This window comes from Salinisphaera sp. Q1T1-3, from assembly GCF_003602005.1.
GTDB lineage: Bacteria > Pseudomonadota > Gammaproteobacteria > Nevskiales > Salinisphaeraceae > Salinisphaera.
Genome location: NZ_QZWD01000006.1, coordinates 99,365 through 116,881, shown reverse-complemented (window position 1 = coordinate 116,881; position 17,517 = coordinate 99,365). Strand labels below are relative to the sequence as shown.

Here is a 17,517-nt window from a genome sequence, read left to right as displayed (position 1 = left end):
GGAGACGCATGACCGAGACTGATTCGGCGCCTGCCGCGGCCCCGCACGCGCCCGCCGAAAAAAGCGCGGCCGATATCCAACGCCTGTTCAAGGCCCAACAACCACGGGCGCTGGCCCTGCGCGAGTCGACGGCAGCCGAGCGCATCGACAAGCTCAGGCGCCTGCGCCGGCTGATGTTCGACAGGCGCGAGGCGATCATGGATGCCTGCCATGCCGATTTCGGCAAGCCACGTGCCGAGGTCGAGGTCACCGAGATCCTGCCGGTGGTCGCCGAGGCGCGCCATGCCTGTGCACGGCTCAAGTCCTGGATGAAGCCACAGCGCAAGCGACCGACGCTGCTGCTACTCGGGACACAGGCGGCCATTCACACCGAGCCACGCGGTCGCTGCCTGATCATCTCGCCCTGGAACTATCCGATCAATCTGTCCTTCGGCCCGCTCGTCTCGGCGATCGCCGCCGGCAATACGGTCATACTCAAGCCGTCGGAGCTGACCCCGCACTGTGCGCGCCTCATGGCAGAGATGATCGCCGAGCTGTTCGACCCGAGCGAGGTCACCGTGGTCCAGGGGGCCGTCGCCACCGCGCAGTCCCTGCTCGATCTACCGTTCGACCATATCTTTTTCACCGGCTCGCCGGCGGTCGGCCGGGTAGTGATGGCCGCCGCGGCAAAGCATCTGAGTTCGGTCACGCTGGAACTCGGCGGCAAGTCGCCGGTGGTCGTCGATGCCTCGGCCGATCTGGACAATACCGCCCGCACGCTGGTCTGGGCCAAGTTCGCAAACAACGGGCAGACCTGTATCGCCCCCGATTATGTCTATGTCCATGAGGATATCCGGGATGCCTTTCTCAAGGCCTGCGTGAGTGCGCTGGAAGCGCTCTACGGCGATCAGGGCCGGATGGCCGACAACCAAGACTACTGTCGCATCGTCAACGACAAGCATCATGCCCGGCTGCGCGGCATCCTCGAGGACGCGCACGAGCGCGGTGCCCGCCTGACCACGGGCGCGATCCCGGACAATACCGATCGCTATATCGCCCCGACGATCGTCACCGACATCCCGGCCGATGCGCGAATCATGGAAGAAGAGATTTTCGGGCCATTGATGCCGGTGCTGGGTTTCAACGATCTGTCGACCGCGATCGCCGACATCAATGCGCGCCCCAAGCCGCTCGCGCTCTATATCTATGCCAAGGACAAGGCCGTGATCGATCGTATCCTGGCGAGCACCAGCGCGGGCGGCACCGCGATCAATACGGCCATGCTGCAGTTCCTGCACAAGCGACTGCCCTTTGGCGGCGTGAACAACTCCGGCATCGGCAACAGCCACGGCCATGCCGGCTATCGGGCGTTCTCACACGAGCGTTCGGTATTACGCGACCGCTTTTCACTCGCCTTTCTGTTTCGACCGCCCTATAACGCCTTCACCCGTCAGTTCATCCGTTTCACGGTGCGCTGGCTGGGCTAGGGCGTATTGACGGGCCCGGCGCCAACGACAACGCTGTGCCGGCGCGGATGCCAAACCCCCGGCACGGCAACAGTCGTCTGCGCTTATCGTTTCAACCGGAGTCGTTCCATGCCGTTATCCGCCCCGCAGCGTTTCGCCAGCGCCCTGGCTGAAGAGCAACCGCTTCAAATCGTCGGCGCCATCAATGCCTATTCGGCCATGCTGGCCGAACACAGCGGTTTTCGTGCGATCTATCTATCGGGCGGCGGTGTGGCGAACTGGTCGTACGGACTGCCGGATCTCGGCATGACGACGATGAATGACGTCCTCGACGATGTGGCGCGCATCACGTATGCCACCGATACGCCACTGCTGGTCGATATCGATACCGGCTGGGGCAGCGCTTTCAATATCGCGCGCTCGGTCCAGCTGATGGAACGCGCCGGCGCGGCGGCCGTGCATATCGAGGACCAGGTCGCAGCCAAGCGCTGCGGGCACCGCGCCGGCAAGGCCATCGTCTCCCAGGCCGAGATGGTCGATCGGGTGACGGCCGCCGTCGACGCACGCCAGGAAATGAAGATCATGGCACGCACCGATGCGTTGGCGGTCGAAGGGCTGGATGCGGCCGTCGAGCGGGCGGCCGCCTGTGTCGAGGCCGGGGCCGACTATATCTTTGCCGAGGCGATGACCGATCTGTCGATGTATCGACGTTTCACTGAACTCGGCGTGCCGGTGCTGGCCAACATCACCGAATTCGGGGCGACCGATCTCTACACCACGGGTCAGCTCGCCGACGAAGGCGTGGCGATGGTGCTCTATCCGCTATCGGCCTCGCGTGCCATGGCCCGCGCCGCACTCGATGTTTACGCCACCATTCGGCACGACGGCACACAGCAGGCCGCCGTCGATCGGATGCAGCCCCGCAACGAGCTCTATGAGCATCTCGGCTATCACGCCTTCGAGGACAAGCTCGACAAGCTGTTCGGGCATCGCAACGACACGTAAGACAGAATACGGCGGCCGCCCGGCCCCGCGGCACGTACAGACCGGAGGAGCAATCAGGTGAAAAAAGGTGGCATTGCGGCCGTCGTCGTCATCATTCTGGCGATCGTGATCGGCCTCGTTTACTGGCAGACCCGGTCGGCGTCGCCGACATCGGCCGAAGCCCCCGCACCGACGTCCAACGCGCCGAGCGAAACGCCCGCACCGGAATCGACGCAACCCAACCGCGCCGCGCCGAAAGAAAACGAGAAACGCCAGCCATCGAGCCAGCCGAGCCGCCCGCAGTCGCCGACAGCGCAGTACTGCGACAACAAGGCCGCGCAGGGCAACGTGCGTGCCGCGGATACGAAAGCCCTGGCCGCCCAGGGTGGCCTCGTGGCGATTCTGTCCAACGAAGCCGCCCTGCACGACGCCTATGCCTGCGCGGATACCTATCTCAAGACCGGTGGCGACATCGATGCGGCCGATCCCCGCGCCGATTCCGATCATCTGACACCGCTGTTGTTCGCAATCCAGCGCAATGATCCGAAGATGGTGCGTTATCTGCTCGAGCACGGCGCCGATCCGAGCACGCGCGGCGGGCCGAAGCACATCAAGCCCTATGGCTATGCCGTCTATCTGGCGTTGAAGAACCAGGCGACCAACTACAACGAGGTCATCTCGATTCTCGACAGCGCGCTGGAGAAAACCTCGTCTGGCCAGAAGGCCGGCTGAGCGCGCCGCGCCCGGGCGTCACGTCGGTGCGAACTGGCCCCGACGCGGCCCCGGGCCCGATCGATATCGCAGCCCGACACATCACGCCTGACAACGACCGGAGCGGTTTCGGCAAGGCGATCCCGCTGTCAGACACACAGCCGGGCGAGCTTCGGCCAGCGATAATCGATTTCCTCGAGCAGCGCGCCGCCGAGCTTGAAGGTGTGGCGCTGACCGGCCGTGCCCCCAAGCGTTTCATAGAACGCCCGAGCCGGCGTGTTGTCGACGAACACCCAAAGCCGAACCGCACCGAAGCCCGCGGCCCGCAGACCGACAGCGGCGGCCTGCATCAGGGATCGCCCGACGCCTTCGCCGTGACGGTCCGGCGCCACGTAGATCGCCCGTATCTCGGCGGCGTCATCGCCCGCCGGATCGCGATGCGGCCCCGCGACCACATAGCCGATCACCCGGTGGCGGGTGTCACAGGCCACGTATCCGATCAACGCCGGCATATCGTGCGTGATCCGCGCTGCCCAGGTCCGCGTCAGCGCGACGAGATCCATGGCTGCGAGATAATCGGCCGGTACGATACCCGCATAGGCCGCGCGCCAGGCATCGCGCTGGATCCGCGCCACGACGGGCGCGTCGGCCGGCGCCATGGCGCGCACGTGCACGACGCGTCAGTCCCGAATCAGCCGATCGCGTGCCTCGGCGTATTTGGCCGCCGTATTGGCGATGACGTCGTCCGGCAGGCGCGGGCCGGGGGCGGTCTTGTCCCAATCCAGCGTTTCCAGATAGTCGCGCACGTACTGCTTGTCGAAACTGGCCGGGCTGGTGCCGATCTCGTAGCTGTCCGCCGGCCAGAACCGCGACGAGTCCGGGGTGAGCGCTTCGTCGATCAGCACCAGTCGGTCGTTGTGATCGAGACCGAACTCGAACTTGGTATCGGCGATCAGGATGCCGCGCTCGGCGGCGTAGGCCGCCGCCCGCGTGTACAGATCGATCGAGACATCACGGATTTCGGCGGCACGGGCCTCGCCCACGATCTCGGCCATGCGGGCAAAGGCGATGGTCTCGTCGTGATCGCCCGCCGCGGCCTTGGTCGCCGGGGTGAAGATCGGTTCGGCCAGCTTCTCGGCCTGGCGCAGCCCGGCCGGCAGCTCGATGCCGGAAATCGCCCCCGTGGCCTGATAGTCCTTCCAGCCGGAGCCGACAACATAGCCGCGCACCACCGCCTCGACCGGCAACGCATCGAGACGCTTGACCACCACGGCCCGGCCCTCGACCTGGGCGAGTTCGGTATCACTCAAGACCTGCCAGAGCGGGATATCGGCGCGCTGATCGGCGACCGTGCCGGCAAAGAACTCGAACCAGAAGTTCGAGACTTCGGTCAGCACCCGGCCCTTGCCGGGAATGGGGTCGGGCAGGATCACATCGAAGGCCGACAGCCGATCCGTGGTGACGATCAACAGATGATCGACACCCACCGCATAGACATCGCGCACTTTGCCGCGCATCACGAGCGGCAGCGACTGGATCTCGGATTGAAAGAGCGTATCGGCCATGGCGGGCGGTCCTGTCAGCGGATCGACAAAGGGCGAAATTCTAGGGCCTGTTGATGTTTCGTGCGAGTCCGCGCACGGGTAGCCCCCATCGCGCCCGACGTGGACCGCATCGCCGGCTCGGGCAGACCGGGCGCGCGTCTCGGCAGCGGCGTGCTTGACTCGTCCGCAGGTTTGGTCGAGCGTAGCGTCCATATTTCTCCCCGCTGGACTGCGTCATGGCCCGCTCCCCGTTCGCTCCGATCGTCGCCCCTTCGATCCTGTCGGCCGACATGGCCGCGCTGGGCGACGAGTGCGATGCCGTCATCGCCGCCGGGGCGGAGTGGATCCATTTCGACGTCATGGACAATCACTACGTGCCGAACCTGACCTTCGGCCCGCCGGTCTGCAAGGCACTGGCCAAGCGCCTGGCCGACACCCATCCCGATGTGCCGCTGGATGTGCACCTGATGTGTGAGCCGGTCGACGAGCTCATCCGCGGCTTCGCCGACGCCGGCGCCGCCTCGATCACCTTCCACCCGGAGGCCACGCGCCACGTCGATCGCAGTCTGGCCCTGGCGCGGGATCTGGGCTGCAAGACCGGGCTCGTGTTCAACCCGGCAACCTCGCTGGAATGGCTGAAATACGTTCTCGACAAGATCGATATCATTCAGATCATGTCGGTGAACCCCGGTTTCGGCGGCCAGTCGTTCATCCCCGAGTCGCTGGGCAAGATCGCCGAAGCCCGCGACATCATCGACACCGTGGTCGCCGGCACTGATCGAGAAATTCGTATCGAGGTCGACGGGGGCGTGAAGATCGACAACATCGCCGATATCGCCAGCGCCGGCGCCGATACCTTCGTCGCCGGCTCGGCGATCTTCGGTACCGACGACTACGGCCAGACCATCTCGGCCATGAAACAGGCCCTCGCGGCGGGTTGAAACCGCGCCGACGCCCGGTGATGCATCACCCCGTTCTTCGCGCAGCCGTCCGGCTTGGCAAGCCGGGCGAGATACGGCAGGATTTCCGCATGACGACGAATCGTTCCAAGCACGCCGTGTCCCGCGCATTCGACGCGGCCTGGCGATGGCGCAAGGCAGGCTGGCGAGGCTGAACTCGCCCGGTCGGCGCACGTGAGCGCCTTTATCCTTGTTGCTTGAAAATCGAACGATGCGTTATGTCCCAGTCCGCTGATTCCCGGCTCGTCTCGCGTACGCCCATGGTGGTCGAGGCGCTGGCCGATCTCGACACCCCGCTTTCGACCTATCTCAAGGTCGCCGATGCGCCGTATTCCTTCCTGCTCGAGTCCGTCCAGGGCGGCGAGCGCTGGGGGCGATATTCGCTGATCGGCCTGCCGGCCACCGAACGGATCCGGGTGACGGGCCAGACCCTGGTCCACGAGCGCGACGGCGCGCCGCCCGAGACCGTCGAGACAGCCGATCCGTTGGCCTGGATCCAGGCGTTCAACGACGCGCGCCCACTGCCGCGGCTACCCGAGCTGCCACGCCTGACCGGCGGCCTCGTCGGTTATTTCGGCTACGATACGATTCGTTATATCGAGCCGCGCCTGGCCGCGGGCGGCGCTGACAAGGCCGATCCGCTCGGGCTGCCGGATATCCTGCTGTTGGTGGCCGAAGAGCTGGTGATCTTCGACAACCTGTCGGGCAAGCTCTACGTCGTGGCGCACCACATCACCGGCGACGACGCCGACCGTGCGCGGGTCGCCAAGCGGCTGGATGCGATACTGGATGCGCTCGATGCCCCGCTGCCCCAGGCCGCGACCCGCACGGATGCCGACACGCCGGCGCTGGACGACAGCGGCTTCGTCTCCGGCCTGACCGAGGCCGGGTACAAGGACGCTGTCGCCCGAATCCGCGATTACACGCAGGCCGGGGACGTGATGCAGGTCGTGCCCAGCCAGCGGCTCTCGGCGCCGTTCAACGCCGAGCCGATGTCGCTGTACCGGGCACTGCGGAGCCTGAATCCCTCGCCCTACATGTTCTTCTTCAACTTCGCCGATCATCACGTCGTCGGCGCCTCGCCGGAAATTCTGGTACGCGCCATGGACGGCGAAGTCACGGTCCGGCCGATCGCCGGCACCCGCAAGCGCGGTATGGATGCCGCCGAGGACGAAGCCCTGGCCGACGATCTGCTGGCCGATCCGAAGGAGATCGCCGAGCACCTGATGCTCATCGATCTGGGCCGCAACGACGTGGGCCGCGTATGCGAGCCGGGCAGCGTCCAGCTGACCGAACGCATGGCCATCGAGCGTTATTCCCATGTCATGCATATCGTCTCCAACGTCACCGGACGACTACGGGCCGATCTGACCCCGATGGATGCCCTGCGAGCCGCGTTTCCGGCCGGCACGCTCTCGGGCGCGCCGAAGATCCGGGCCATGGAGATCATCGACGAGATCGAGCCGGTCAAGCGCGGCGTCTATGGCGGCGCGGTCGGCTATATGGCCGGCAACGGCAGCATGGATCTGGCCATCGCCATCCGTACGGCCGTGATCAAGGACGGCGAGATCCACGTCCAGGCCGGCGGTGGCATCGTGGCCGATTCCGAGCCCGCTGCCGAGTGGGAAGAGACGATGAACAAGGCCCGTGCGGTGATGCGCGCGGCCGCGCTGGCCGAACAGGGCCTGGCAACGCGACGCACCACACAGGGTGCCGGGGAGGCGTCATGATCCTGATGCTCGACAACTACGACTCGTTCACCTACAACCTGGTGCAGTATCTGGGCGAGCTCGAGGCCGAAGTGCACGTCGTACGCAACGACGAGATCACGGTCGACGAGATCGAGGCCCTGGCCCCGGCCGGCGTGGTCGTCTCGCCCGGGCCGTGCACGCCCACCGAGGCCGGGGTGTCTGTCGAGCTGATGGCACGACTGGCCGGCCGGCTGCCGATCTTCGGCGTGTGCCTGGGTCATCAGGCGCTCGGCCAGGCATTCGGCGCCGAGGTCGTGCGGGCGCGTCAGGTCATGCACGGCAAGACTTCGGCGATCCATCACACCGGTCGCGGTGTGTTCGAGAATCTGGCCGATCCGTTGACGGCCACGCGATATCACTCGCTGATCGTGGGCCGCGACGGGCTGCCGGACGATTTCGAGATCACCGCCTGGACCGAGCATGATGACGGCTCGATGGACGAGATCATGGGGCTGATCCATACCCCCACCGGCGCCGAGGGCGTGCAGTTCCATCCGGAATCGATCCTGTCGGATCACGGCCACGAGATGCTGCGCACATTTTTGAAACGCTGCGGCGAACTGCCGGCCGGGCCCACCCCATGATCGACGCCGCCCTGCTCGACGACATCGCCCGCGGGCGCGATCTCGACGGCGAGCGCATGGCCGCGGCGATGCGCTCGCTGATGACGGGCGGCGCCGAGGACTCACAGATCGGCGCCTTCCTCATGGGTCTGCGCATCAAGGGCGAAACCATCGAGGAGATCGCCGCGGCTGCCGCGGTGATGCGCGAGCTGGCCACCCCGGTCCCGGTCGATGACGCCCTGGCCGACAGCCTCGTCGATACCTGCGGCACGGGCGGCGACGGCGCCGGCATCTTCAATGTCTCGACCGCGGCCGCCATCGTGGCCGCCGCGGCCGGCGGCCATGTGGCCAAGCACGGCAACCGCTCGGTCTCCAGCAAGTCCGGCAGCGCAGATCTACTGGAGCGGGCCGGCATCGCGCTGGAAACCTCGCCGGCCGACGTGGGGGCCTGTATCCGCGAGCTCGGCGCCGGCTTCATGTTCGCCCCGGCCCATCACGGCGCGATGAAGCACGCCGTACCGGTACGCAAGGCGCTGGGTATCCGCACGTTGTTCAACCTGCTGGGGCCCTTGACCAACCCGGCGGGTGCGCGCAATCAGCTCATGGGTGTGTTTAACGGCCATCTGTGTGAACCGCTTGCGCATGTACTGCACCGGCTCGGCTCTCGCCATGTCATGGTCGTCCACGGCGAAGATGGGCTCGACGAGCTGTCGATCAACGCGCCGACGCGCGTCGCCGAGCTCAAGGACGGCACGGTGCGTACCTACAAGATCGCGCCCGAGGATGTCGGACTGGAGCGAGCCACACTCGACACACTGCGCGTGGCCGATGCCCAGCAGAGCCTGGTGACCGTGCGGGATGTATTGTCGGGTCGGACGTCGCCGGCCGCCGATATCGTGGCCTTCAACGCGGGGGCCGCGCTCTACGTTGGCGGGGTATGCCCGGATCTGGCGACCGGCGTGGCCCGCGCGAAACAGACGATCGAATCGGGCGTTGCCGCCCGGCGGCTCGTCGATATCGCCGATTTCACGCATCGCCGGGCCCAACGCTGATCTCGTCATCGCGCCGCCCGCGTCGGGCAAGAGAGAAAACAATGAGCATTCAGACCACCGATACGGTTCTCGATCGCATTCTGGCGACCAAGCGCGAGGAACTGGCCGCGTATCGGCGACAGCTGGATACCGGACGCCTCGCGGCCGCCATCGAGTCGGCCGACGCGCCGCGCGGCTTCGCGGCCGCCCTGAGCGCGCGGCACCCGAAAGCGGTGATCGCCGAGATCAAGAAGGCATCGCCCAGCCGCGGGCTCATCCGCGAGGATTTCGACGTCGCCTGGCTGGCCGAACGCTACGAGGCCGGCGGCGCGGCCTGTCTGTCGGTGCTGACCGATCGCGATTATTTTCAGGGCGACGATACGTTTCTGGCGCTGGCACGTAACGCCTGCGATCTGCCGGTCCTGCGCAAGGATTTCATGATCGATCCGATCCAGATCGATCAATCCCGGGCCCTCGGCGCCGATTGTATCCTTTTGATCGTCGCCGCCCTGTCGGACGACCTGATGCAGACACTCGCCGCCCGTGCCGTCGAGCTGGGCATGGACGTCCTGGCCGAGGTCCATACCGCGGCCGAGCTCGACCGTGTCCTGGCACTACCGTCGCGCACCATACTCGGCATCAACAACCGCGATCTCAAGACGTTCGAGACCACACTCGATGTGAGCCGCACACTGCGGACCCGGATTCCCGATGGCCGACTGCTGGTCAGCGAATCCGGAATCTTCACGCCCGACGATATCGCACGCCTGACCGCGATCGATTTCGGCGCTTTCCTGGTCGGAGAATCGTTCATGCGACAGCCCGACCCGGGGGCTGCACTGCAACGGCTCATGGCCTGAAGGCCCGATCGACCAGCCCGGCATTTCCTGCCGCAGTTCGCTCACAGGCGGGTCGCGCGATAGCGCAATAGTTTCGTGTCGAAAAAATTGCACGCAATAGACCTTGGTCTTTCTGGGACCGATGCCAGAAATCCAAAAAGCTGAAAAACAAGAATTTCCAAAAAACAAAGCTGTTAATATTTATTAACGCTTGAATACGCGTGATAACTATATTTGACAACCGAATGACACGCTCGCGACCGTCGATTCTCCGATAAACACGCCGTCATCCGGACGGCGATAAACGGGGGAGAATCCGCGATGCGTAGCTTCCAGCACGTGCTGCTGGCGCTGATGATGGCCTGTGCCCTGGCCATCGCCGGCTGCAGCGATGACAAGAACGTCGACCTCGGCGGGTCGTCCGGCAACGACAGCAGCAGCAGCAGCCCGACCGATACCGATGACGACGGCATCCCTGATGATCAGGACAATTGCCCGGCGAATGCCAATCCCGACCAGACCGATACCGACGGCGATGGCGTCGGCGATGCCTGCGACAACGACCGCGACGGCGATGGGGTCGCCAACGACGCCGACAACTGCCCGCTGACCGCCAACCCTGACCAGATGGACAGCGACGGCGACGGGATCGGCGATGCCTGCGACGGCAATGACGATGCCGATGGCAACAACGGTAACGGCAACGGCAACGGCAACGGCAGCGGCAGCGGCAGCGGCAGCGGCAGCGGCAGCGGCAGCGGCAGCGGCAGCGGCAGCGGCAGCGGCAGCGGCAGCGGCAGCGGCAGCGGCAGCGGCAGCGGCGACGGCAACGGCAGCGGCAGCGGCGACGGCGACGGCGACGGCGACGGCGACGGCGACGGCAGCGACGGCAGCGACGGCAGCGACGGCAGCGACGGCAGCGACGGCAGCGACGGCAGCGACGGCAGCGGCGGCAGCGGCGGCAGCGTCGGCGACAACAACGACGCCGACGGCGATGGTGTGCCGAACGGCCAGGACAACTGCCCGACGACACCCAACCCCGATCAGGCCGACGACGACGACGATGGCGTGGGTGATGTCTGCGACAACGATTCGCCGGTCGCGGCAACGGCCTGCAGCTTTGACGAGAACGCGGCCTACATGCCGCTCGCCAATGCCGATGACAGCGATACCGATTTCACGGTCGATTCGGGCAGCAGCGGCGTCTGTGTCCTCTGCGGCGTCACAGACGCGGACAATGCGATCGATGCCAATCTCGATAATGCGGCACGTCTGAACACGACCGTCGGCGCAGCCGGCGGCAGCGCCTTCATCCGCATCAATTCCGGCAGCCCGTATAGCGGCAATCGCCGCGTCGGTTTCGTGGTTTCGCGTCCGGACAATGTGCTGACCGCCGATATCATCCGCAGCCTGCAGGTCACGCTGTTCAACGACGGCCAGGAAGTCGCCGACTCGAACGACTCGGATGTGCTCAATCTCGACCTGCTCGGCCTGATTGGCGACAACAGCCGACGGCTGGTGCTCGTCAATACCGATCAGCGCTTCGATTCGATTCGGCTGCAGCTCAACGGCGGCGTCAACGCGCTATCCAACGTCGACGTGTATTCGGCTTGTGTCCAGAACGGCACGACGAACGACGACGACGGGCAGACGAATACCACCGCGCAATTGTCCAACGCCCTGGATGATCTGACGGGGCAGCTCACCAACCTCGGCAACGACAACGAGATATCCGATGCGCTCAACGACACGGTCGATCGCGTCACCGATCTGCTGGCCCAGGTGCTGGGCGCGGGCGATACCGCGGGTTTGTCCGGCGACGTCAACAACGCTCTGTCGAGCCTGCAGAGTCAGCTCAGCGAACTGACCATGGCCGGCGGCGACTATTCGCTCGACAGTCTCGTCACGGGTCTGACCACGGGTCTCCAGGGTTTCAATGCGGGCGATGACGACGACACCAACGCGCTGCGCGGTGCGCTGAGCGACCTCCAGGGCACGCTGGCCGGGCTGGGCGACGGCGATGCCAGCACCAACGGCCCGACCGCTGCCGTACAGCGGGCCATCACGCAAGTCATCGACCAGCTCGCCAATCTGGACGACAGTGGGCAGATCAATGACGCGCTGTCGGGCAGCCTGAGCCAGCTCCGGAGTGCCATCTCGAATCTCGACGGCGGCGATGGCCGGGTCAGCGCAGCCACGAACAATCTGCTGGACAACCTGCGCGCCACGATCGAGAGCCTGGATGCGGGCAACTCGGACGATGACAACGCGTTGCAGTCGCTGCTGGCCTCACTCACCAACGCCGATCTCGACACGCTGGACAGCGACGCGTTGGCCTCGACTCTCTCGAGCCTGCGTACGCAGCTGCAGTCAACACTCGGCGACAACGCAGCCAACCCGGTGGCCCTGTTGACCCAGAGCCTGTCCCGGCTTCGTGCCAACGTCGCTGACGGCACGAACGATCTGGATGGCGATGTACTCGAAAGCCTGCTCACCAATATCAGCAACACATTGGGCGCCATCGACCCAGGCGACGGCAGCAATGCCCTGCCAAACGATGTGACCCAGGCACTGGATCGGCTGTCAGGCGCGCTCTCGCAGATCAGCCTGACCGGCAATAACAGCGATAACGAGGTCAACAACAGCCTGTCGTCGTTGCAGGCCGTACTCGGCGATCTGGATCTGTCGGCCCTGGCCGACAGCGCCCAGGGCAACGCTCTGGCCACTGACCTGGTGAGCGCACTGGATAATCTGACCGACACGTTGCTCGGCGTGCTCGGCGGTATCCTCGACGGAGTGACCGGTGTCCTGACCGGCAACGACAACTAGGGCGGCTCGCCCGGCGTCATGCCGGGCAGCCTTCAAGGCGCGATCCAGCGGATCGCGCCTTTTTTATTGGCATGACGGGTCGTCGCTCAGGCCCGCTGATGCCCGCGCCCCGCGCCTCGCTTTTTTTACCGCAATATCGCCCCCAAGGTAGGCTGATCGGATTTCACAACCCCATCTCGGCATGAAAGCGACACTCGACTGGAACGACGGGCTCAGTTTTGCCGGTGCGGCCGATTCCGGCCATCGCGTGACCATCGACGGCCCCCCCGATCTGGGCGGCGAGAACGCCGGCTTCCGGCCCATGGAGATGATGCTCTTGTCGGTCGGCGGCTGCAGTGCCATGGATGTGATGCATATCCTGAAAAAATCGCGCCAGCAGGTCACGGACTGCCGGATCGAGGTCGACGGCACGCGAGCCGAAACCGAGCCCAGAGTCTTCACCGACATCCACGTGCATTTCATCGTCACAGGCCGCGATCTGAACGAGAAGCACGTCGCCCGTGCCGTGCAGCTCTCGGCAGAGAAATACTGCTCGGCCTCGATCATGCTTTCAGCCGCGGTCAACATGACGCACAGCTACGCGATCGAAGCCGCGGCTTGACCGCCCGCGGTTCTCGCGGATACTTGCGGACTCGCTACCTCGCCACCTGCGGATTTCGCCATGGACAAGCTTCGGCTGCACGGGTTCAACAACCTGACGAAATCGCTGTCGTTCAATATCTACGACATCTGCTATGCCCGTACGCATGAGCAGCGCCGGGCCTATATCTCGTATCTCGACGAGGTCTTCAACGCCGATCGGCTGACGCAGATTCTGACCGAGGTCTCCGACATCATCGGTGCCCAGATCCTCAACGTGGCCCGTCAGGACTACGAGCCGGAAGGTGCCTCGGTCACCATTCTGATCGCCGAGGAATCGGCCTACGAAACCCCGTTGCCGGATGCCGTGGTGGGCCATCTCGACAAGAGCCACATCACGGTGCACACCTATCCTGAATTTCATCCGGACGACGGCATCTCCACGTTCCGTGCCGATATCGATGTCTCGACCTGCGGGCTGATCTCGCCGCTCAAGGCACTCGATCATCTGATCCGCAGCTTCGAATCCGATGTCGTGACGCTGGATTATCGCGTGCGTGGCTTCACGCGCGACGTGGACGGCAACAAGCATTTCATCGATCACAAGATCGCCTCGATCCAGGATTACATCCCGGCCGACATTCGCGATCGTTATCAGATGGTGGATGTGAACGTCCTCTCGGAGCGTATCTTCCACACGAAGATGCGCCTGACCGAGTTCGATCTCGATGAATATCTGTTCGCCGAGAACGCCGCCGATCTGACCGATGCCGAAGCCGAACGGCTCACGGCCCGGATCGCCGGCGAGATCACCGATATCTTCTACGGACGCAACTTCGACTGATGGACATTCGCGCCGACGACTTCGAGCGCGAGTTCGCACGTCACCCGCTGGCGCGCTGTTATCTGGTGGCTGGCGCAGAGCCACTGCACGTCGTCGAGGCCGCGGATGCAATCCGGCGACGTGCCCGCGACGAGGGTTTCGACGAGCGCGACATCCTGCACGCCGAACCCGGCTTCGACTGGTCCCAGCTGGCCGAGGCCGGCGCGACCCAGTCGTTGTTCGCCGAACGCCGCATCGTCGAGCTGCATCTGCCCGACAAGGGCCCGGGCGGCAAGGCTGGCAGCGCCGCGATCAGCGATTTCGTGGCCCGCGATACGCCCGACACGCTGCTGCTGATCGTCGCCCCGGGGCTGGCGGCCTCGGCGCGCAAGAGTGCGTGGTACAAGGCCGTCGCCAAGGCGGGCGTGGTCAGCTTCGCCTGGCCGATGCCGGCCTCGCGCATGGCCGCCTGGATCGGTGCGCGTGCCAAGACGCGCGACCTGCGCCTGCAGGACGACGCTATTCAGCTACTCGCCACACAGAACGAAGGCAACCTGCTGGCCGCCGCCCAGGAGATTGATCGTCTGGCCCTGCTGTATCCGGACACGACCGTCGATCGGGCCGCGGCGGCCGAGGCCGCGGCCGACCATGCCCGTTTCGATATCTTCGACCTGCCGGCCAAGGCCCTGGACGGTGACACGGCCGGTGCGCTCAAGAGTCTGTCGCGCCTGCGGGCCGAAGGCGTGGATGCGGTGCCGATCACCTGGGCCCTGGTCAACGACCTGCGCACGCTCTACCAGGCCGCGCTGGCTGCGCGGGCCAACCGGCTGGATGCGTTCTTCGGCAAGATCTTTCTGCCGGCGCCCAAGAAACGTCAGCTCACGCGCGTGGCGCGCCAGGCCGATCCGGCCCATCTGGCGCGCCTGCTGGTCCAGGCCGCGCGGCTGGATGCGATCAACAAGGGCGCCGCATCGGGCCGGGCCTGGGACGAACTGTTAACATTGACCATTGCGCTGTCGGGCAAACAGCCCACGGCAGCGACTTCCGCCGATCCATTGACTGACAGATCATCGCCATGAGCGCGAACCTTCGCGAAACACCCCGCGGCAGCGACGCGGAACGGACAGACCACCGGATGCAGGATATGGGCGTGCGCGCGCGACGTGCCGCCCGACGCATGGCCGCGGCCGAACCGGGCGAGAAGAACGCTGCCCTGTTCGCCATCGCCGAGGCGCTCATCCAGCGCAGCGACACGATCCTCGCCGCCAACGCCCGGGACGTGAAAGAAGCGCGCGCCCGTCTGGATGCGGCCGCGATCGAGCGTCTGGAACTGAGTGCGGCGCGTATCGAACGCATGGCTGAGGGTCTGCGTCAGGTAGCCGCGCTGCCGGATCCGATCGGCAGCCTCACCGATCTGAACTTCCGTCCCTCGGGCATCCAGGTCGGCCGCATGCGCGTGCCGCTCGGGGTAATCGGCATCATCTACGAATCGCGCCCGAACGTGACCGCCGATGCTGCCGCACTCTGCCTGAAGTCCGGCAACGCCGCGATCCTGCGCGGCGGCTCGGAATCGCTGCATTCCAATCAGGCGATCGCGGCCGCGGTGGCGCGCGGACTGACCGACGCCGGCCTGCCGGGCGATGCGGTCCAGATCGTCGAGACCAGCGATCGCGCAGCCGTGGCCGCCATGCTCGCCATGCCCGAATACATCGACGTGATCGTCCCGCGTGGCGGCAAGTCGCTGATCGAGTTCGTGGCCGAGAATGCGCGCATGCCGGTCATCAAGCATCTGGACGGCGTCTGTCATGTCTACGTCGACGACGATGCCGATCGCGACAAGGCCGTGGCCATCGCGGTCAACGCCAAGACCCAGCGCTACGGCACCTGCAACACGATGGAAACGCTGCTCGTGGCCGAAGCCGCGGCCGAACGCGTGCTGGTGCCGCTGGCCGCGGACCTGATGCAGGCCGGTGTGACGCTGCGCGGCTGTGCGGCCACCCGCAAGCTGCTGGGCCCGGAGATCGCCCCGGCCGGGGATGAAGACTGGGCAGCGGAATATCTCGCCCCTACCCTGGCCGTGCGCATCGTTGCCGACATGGACGCCGCCATCGACCATATCGAAACCTGGGGCTCGCACCATACTGATGCGATCGTCACGGAAAACGTCACCCGAGCCCGCGCGTTCATCCGCGCCGTGGATTCGGCCTCGGTCATGGTCAATGCCTCGACCCGCTTCGCCGACGGCTTCGAATACGGCCTCGGCGCCGAGATCGGCATCTCCACCGACAAGCTGCATGCGCGCGGCCCGGTCGGCCTGGAAGGGCTGACTTCCCAGAAATACGTTGTCTTCGGCGATGGCCATGTCCGCTAAACAAGCTCCGACCGGCGCCCCCGGCGCGCCCATTGGTATTCTGGGCGGCACGTTCGACCCGGTACACAACGGCCACCTGCGGCTGGCCATGGAACTGGCCACCGAGCTCAAGCTCGCCCAGGTGCGCCTGATTCCCAACGGCCGGCCGCCGCATCGCGAACAACCCGGTGCCACACCCGGCCAGCGGGCCAAGTGGATTCGGGTCGCGACCGCCGATGAACCGCTGCTCGCGCTCGACGATCGCGAACTGCTGCGCCGTGGCCATTCCTACACCGTGGATACCCTGGCCTCGCTGCGCACCGATTTTCCGGATCGGCCGCTGTGTCTGATCATGGGGCGCGACGTGTTCGCCAAGCTGCCGTCCTGGCATCGCTGGGAGGCGCTTTTCGAACACGCGCATATCGTGCTCATCGAGCGACCGGGGCTGCATGCCGAACTGGCACCGGAAGCCCGCGAGCTGCTTGCCGAACGCGGCGTCGATGATATCCGCGCACTGCACGAACATCTTGCCGGGGCGATCTACAGCTACGCCCCGCCGCCACTGGCGATCTCGGCCAGCCGTATCCGCGCGCTGATCGCGACCGGCGCCAGCCCCCGCTATCTCTTGCCCGAGGTGATCCTCGAAGACATTATGGATACCGATATCTACCGCGCGCCTGCGCAATCCGCCGAATGATGACTGCCGACGAACAACACACCGACGCGTCGCTGCTGGCAAGCATTCCCGACGATCAGCCGTTGCTGCGCATGGCCGTAGCCGCCGTCGATGAGCTCAAGGGCGAGTCCGTCAAGGTGCTGGATGTGTCCGGCCTGACCACGATCGCCGACTGGATGGTGATCTGCACCGGGCGCTCCAACCGGCACGTCAAACGGCTCGGCGAGACGCTGGTCGTCAATGCCAAGGCCGAGGGCCTGGCCCCGCGGGTCGAAGGCATGGAACAGGCCGAATGGGTGCTCATCGACCTCAACGGGGTGCTGGTACACATCATGCAGCCGGTCGCCCGTGCCTATTACCAGATCGAGAAACTCTGGGACGTCGACCTGGCGGCGCCCGAGAACGACAGCGCCCGCTCCTGAACGACGCACGA

General features: G+C 65.5%; 17 protein-coding genes. 15 read left to right on the top strand and 2 right to left on the bottom strand.

Going from position 1 to position 17,517, the window contains the following annotated elements; genetic code table 11:
• Positions 1-8 precede the first annotated feature (8 nt).
• From D3260_RS07640 to D3260_RS07630, 3 genes are all read left to right on the top strand, one after another.
• Complete coding sequence (locus D3260_RS07640; protein ID WP_120097994.1) at positions 9-1,466, top strand: aldehyde dehydrogenase family protein; 1,458 nt, start codon at positions 9-11, stop codon at positions 1,464-1,466.
• 108 nt (positions 1,467-1,574) lie between these two features.
• Positions 1,575-2,450, top strand: a complete 876-nt coding sequence (gene prpB, locus D3260_RS07635; RefSeq protein WP_120097993.1) for a methylisocitrate lyase — start codon at positions 1,575-1,577, stop codon at positions 2,448-2,450.
• Between the two features lie 57 nt (positions 2,451-2,507).
• The gene (locus D3260_RS07630; protein WP_199671408.1) at positions 2,508-3,161 is read left to right on the top strand and encodes an ankyrin repeat domain-containing protein; all 654 of its coding nucleotides are present in this window, start codon (positions 2,508-2,510) and stop codon (positions 3,159-3,161) included.
• Between the two features lie 128 nt (positions 3,162-3,289).
• Here the strand turns inward: D3260_RS07630 and D3260_RS07625 are convergent, their stop codons facing one another.
• Together D3260_RS07625 and D3260_RS07620 are read right to left on the bottom strand one after the other, a co-directional pair.
• The gene (locus D3260_RS07625; protein ID WP_147418128.1) at positions 3,290-3,814 is read right to left on the bottom strand and encodes a GNAT family N-acetyltransferase; all 525 of its coding nucleotides are present in this window, start codon (positions 3,812-3,814) and stop codon (positions 3,290-3,292) included.
• A gap of 6 nt (positions 3,815-3,820) precedes the next feature.
• A complete protein-coding gene (locus D3260_RS07620; protein ID WP_120097990.1) occupies positions 3,821-4,705 on the bottom strand; it encodes a phosphoribosylaminoimidazolesuccinocarboxamide synthase in 885 nt (294 codons plus the stop codon).
• A 215-nt stretch (positions 4,706-4,920) separates the two neighbouring features.
• On the opposite strand from D3260_RS07620, the gene rpe reads away from it, so the two are divergent.
• The 12 genes from rpe to rsfS all read left to right on the top strand — a co-directional run bounded on the left by rpe (position 4,921) and on the right by rsfS (position 17,506).
• The gene (gene rpe / locus D3260_RS07615; protein WP_120097989.1) at positions 4,921-5,625 is read left to right on the top strand and encodes a ribulose-phosphate 3-epimerase; all 705 of its coding nucleotides are present in this window, start codon (positions 4,921-4,923) and stop codon (positions 5,623-5,625) included.
• Positions 5,626-5,861: 236 nt separating this feature from the next.
• On the top strand, positions 5,862-7,373 hold the full coding sequence (trpE, locus tag D3260_RS07610; protein WP_120097988.1) for an anthranilate synthase component I: 1,512 nt from the start codon (positions 5,862-5,864) through the stop codon (positions 7,371-7,373).
• Positions 7,370-7,978 carry an aminodeoxychorismate/anthranilate synthase component II gene (locus D3260_RS07605; protein ID WP_120097987.1) on the top strand — a complete coding sequence of 203 codons (609 nt, stop codon included), beginning with the start codon at positions 7,370-7,372 and terminating at the stop codon, positions 7,976-7,978. Before trpE ends, D3260_RS07605 begins: the two co-directional genes overlap by 4 nt.
• Positions 7,975-9,009, top strand: a complete 1,035-nt coding sequence (gene trpD, locus D3260_RS07600) for an anthranilate phosphoribosyltransferase (RefSeq protein ID WP_120097986.1) — start codon at positions 7,975-7,977, stop codon at positions 9,007-9,009. The genes D3260_RS07605 and trpD overlap by 4 nt, the downstream gene beginning before the upstream one ends.
• A gap of 41 nt (positions 9,010-9,050) precedes the next feature.
• Positions 9,051-9,848, top strand: coding sequence for an indole-3-glycerol phosphate synthase TrpC (gene trpC, locus D3260_RS07595; protein ID WP_120097985.1), 798 nt, complete (start codon positions 9,051-9,053; stop codon positions 9,846-9,848).
• Positions 9,849-10,148: 300 nt separating this feature from the next.
• Positions 10,149-12,656 carry a thrombospondin type 3 repeat-containing protein gene (locus tag D3260_RS18070; RefSeq protein ID WP_120097984.1) on the top strand — a complete coding sequence of 836 codons (2,508 nt, stop codon included), beginning with the start codon at positions 10,149-10,151 and terminating at the stop codon, positions 12,654-12,656.
• Positions 12,657-12,837: 181 nt separating this feature from the next.
• Positions 12,838-13,257: an OsmC family protein gene (locus D3260_RS07585; RefSeq protein WP_120097983.1), complete on the top strand. Its 420-nt coding sequence runs from the start codon at positions 12,838-12,840 to the stop codon at positions 13,255-13,257.
• Between the two features lie 60 nt (positions 13,258-13,317).
• Positions 13,318-14,079, top strand: a complete 762-nt coding sequence (gene speD, locus D3260_RS07580; RefSeq protein ID WP_120097982.1) for an adenosylmethionine decarboxylase — start codon at positions 13,318-13,320, stop codon at positions 14,077-14,079.
• Positions 14,079-15,137, top strand: a complete 1,059-nt coding sequence (holA, locus tag D3260_RS07575) for a DNA polymerase III subunit delta (RefSeq protein WP_120097981.1) — start codon at positions 14,079-14,081, stop codon at positions 15,135-15,137. The genes speD and holA overlap by 1 nt, the downstream gene beginning before the upstream one ends.
• Entirely contained in the window at positions 15,134-16,429 is a 1,296-nt protein-coding gene (locus D3260_RS07570; RefSeq protein ID WP_120097980.1) for a glutamate-5-semialdehyde dehydrogenase, read from the top strand. The genes holA and D3260_RS07570 overlap by 4 nt, the downstream gene beginning before the upstream one ends.
• Positions 16,419-17,105: a nicotinate-nucleotide adenylyltransferase gene (gene nadD, locus D3260_RS07565; RefSeq protein WP_120098072.1), complete on the top strand. Its 687-nt coding sequence runs from the start codon at positions 16,419-16,421 to the stop codon at positions 17,103-17,105. The genes D3260_RS07570 and nadD overlap by 11 nt, the downstream gene beginning before the upstream one ends.
• Positions 17,102-17,506 (top strand): ribosome silencing factor, encoded by a 405-nt coding sequence (gene rsfS, locus D3260_RS07560; protein WP_233544001.1) that lies wholly within the window; start codon positions 17,102-17,104, stop codon positions 17,504-17,506. The genes nadD and rsfS overlap by 4 nt, the downstream gene beginning before the upstream one ends.
• Positions 17,507-17,517 lie beyond the last annotated feature (11 nt).

Coding starts and splice junctions, on each gene's coding strand:
- D3260_RS07640 (WP_120097994.1), top strand. CDS start 9: ATGACCGAGACTGATTCGGCGCCTGCCGCGGCCCCGCACGCGCCCGCC.
- prpB (WP_120097993.1), top strand. CDS start 1,575: ATGCCGTTATCCGCCCCGCAGCGTTTCGCCAGCGCCCTGGCTGAAGAG.
- D3260_RS07620 (WP_120097990.1), bottom strand. CDS start 4,705: ATGGCCGATACGCTCTTTCAATCCGAGATCCAGTCGCTGCCGCTCGTG.
- rpe (WP_120097989.1), top strand. CDS start 4,921: ATGGCCCGCTCCCCGTTCGCTCCGATCGTCGCCCCTTCGATCCTGTCG.
- trpE (WP_120097988.1), top strand. CDS start 5,862: ATGTCCCAGTCCGCTGATTCCCGGCTCGTCTCGCGTACGCCCATGGTG.
- D3260_RS07605 (WP_120097987.1), top strand. CDS start 7,370: ATGATCCTGATGCTCGACAACTACGACTCGTTCACCTACAACCTGGTG.
- trpD (WP_120097986.1), top strand. CDS start 7,975: ATGATCGACGCCGCCCTGCTCGACGACATCGCCCGCGGGCGCGATCTC.
- trpC (WP_120097985.1), top strand. CDS start 9,051: ATGAGCATTCAGACCACCGATACGGTTCTCGATCGCATTCTGGCGACC.
- D3260_RS18070 (WP_120097984.1), top strand. CDS start 10,149: ATGCGTAGCTTCCAGCACGTGCTGCTGGCGCTGATGATGGCCTGTGCC.
- D3260_RS07585 (WP_120097983.1), top strand. CDS start 12,838: ATGAAAGCGACACTCGACTGGAACGACGGGCTCAGTTTTGCCGGTGCG.
- speD (WP_120097982.1), top strand. CDS start 13,318: ATGGACAAGCTTCGGCTGCACGGGTTCAACAACCTGACGAAATCGCTG.
- holA (WP_120097981.1), top strand. CDS start 14,079: ATGGACATTCGCGCCGACGACTTCGAGCGCGAGTTCGCACGTCACCCG.
- D3260_RS07570 (WP_120097980.1), top strand. CDS start 15,134: ATGAGCGCGAACCTTCGCGAAACACCCCGCGGCAGCGACGCGGAACGG.
- nadD (WP_120098072.1), top strand. CDS start 16,419: ATGTCCGCTAAACAAGCTCCGACCGGCGCCCCCGGCGCGCCCATTGGT.
- rsfS (WP_233544001.1), top strand. CDS start 17,102: ATGATGACTGCCGACGAACAACACACCGACGCGTCGCTGCTGGCAAGC.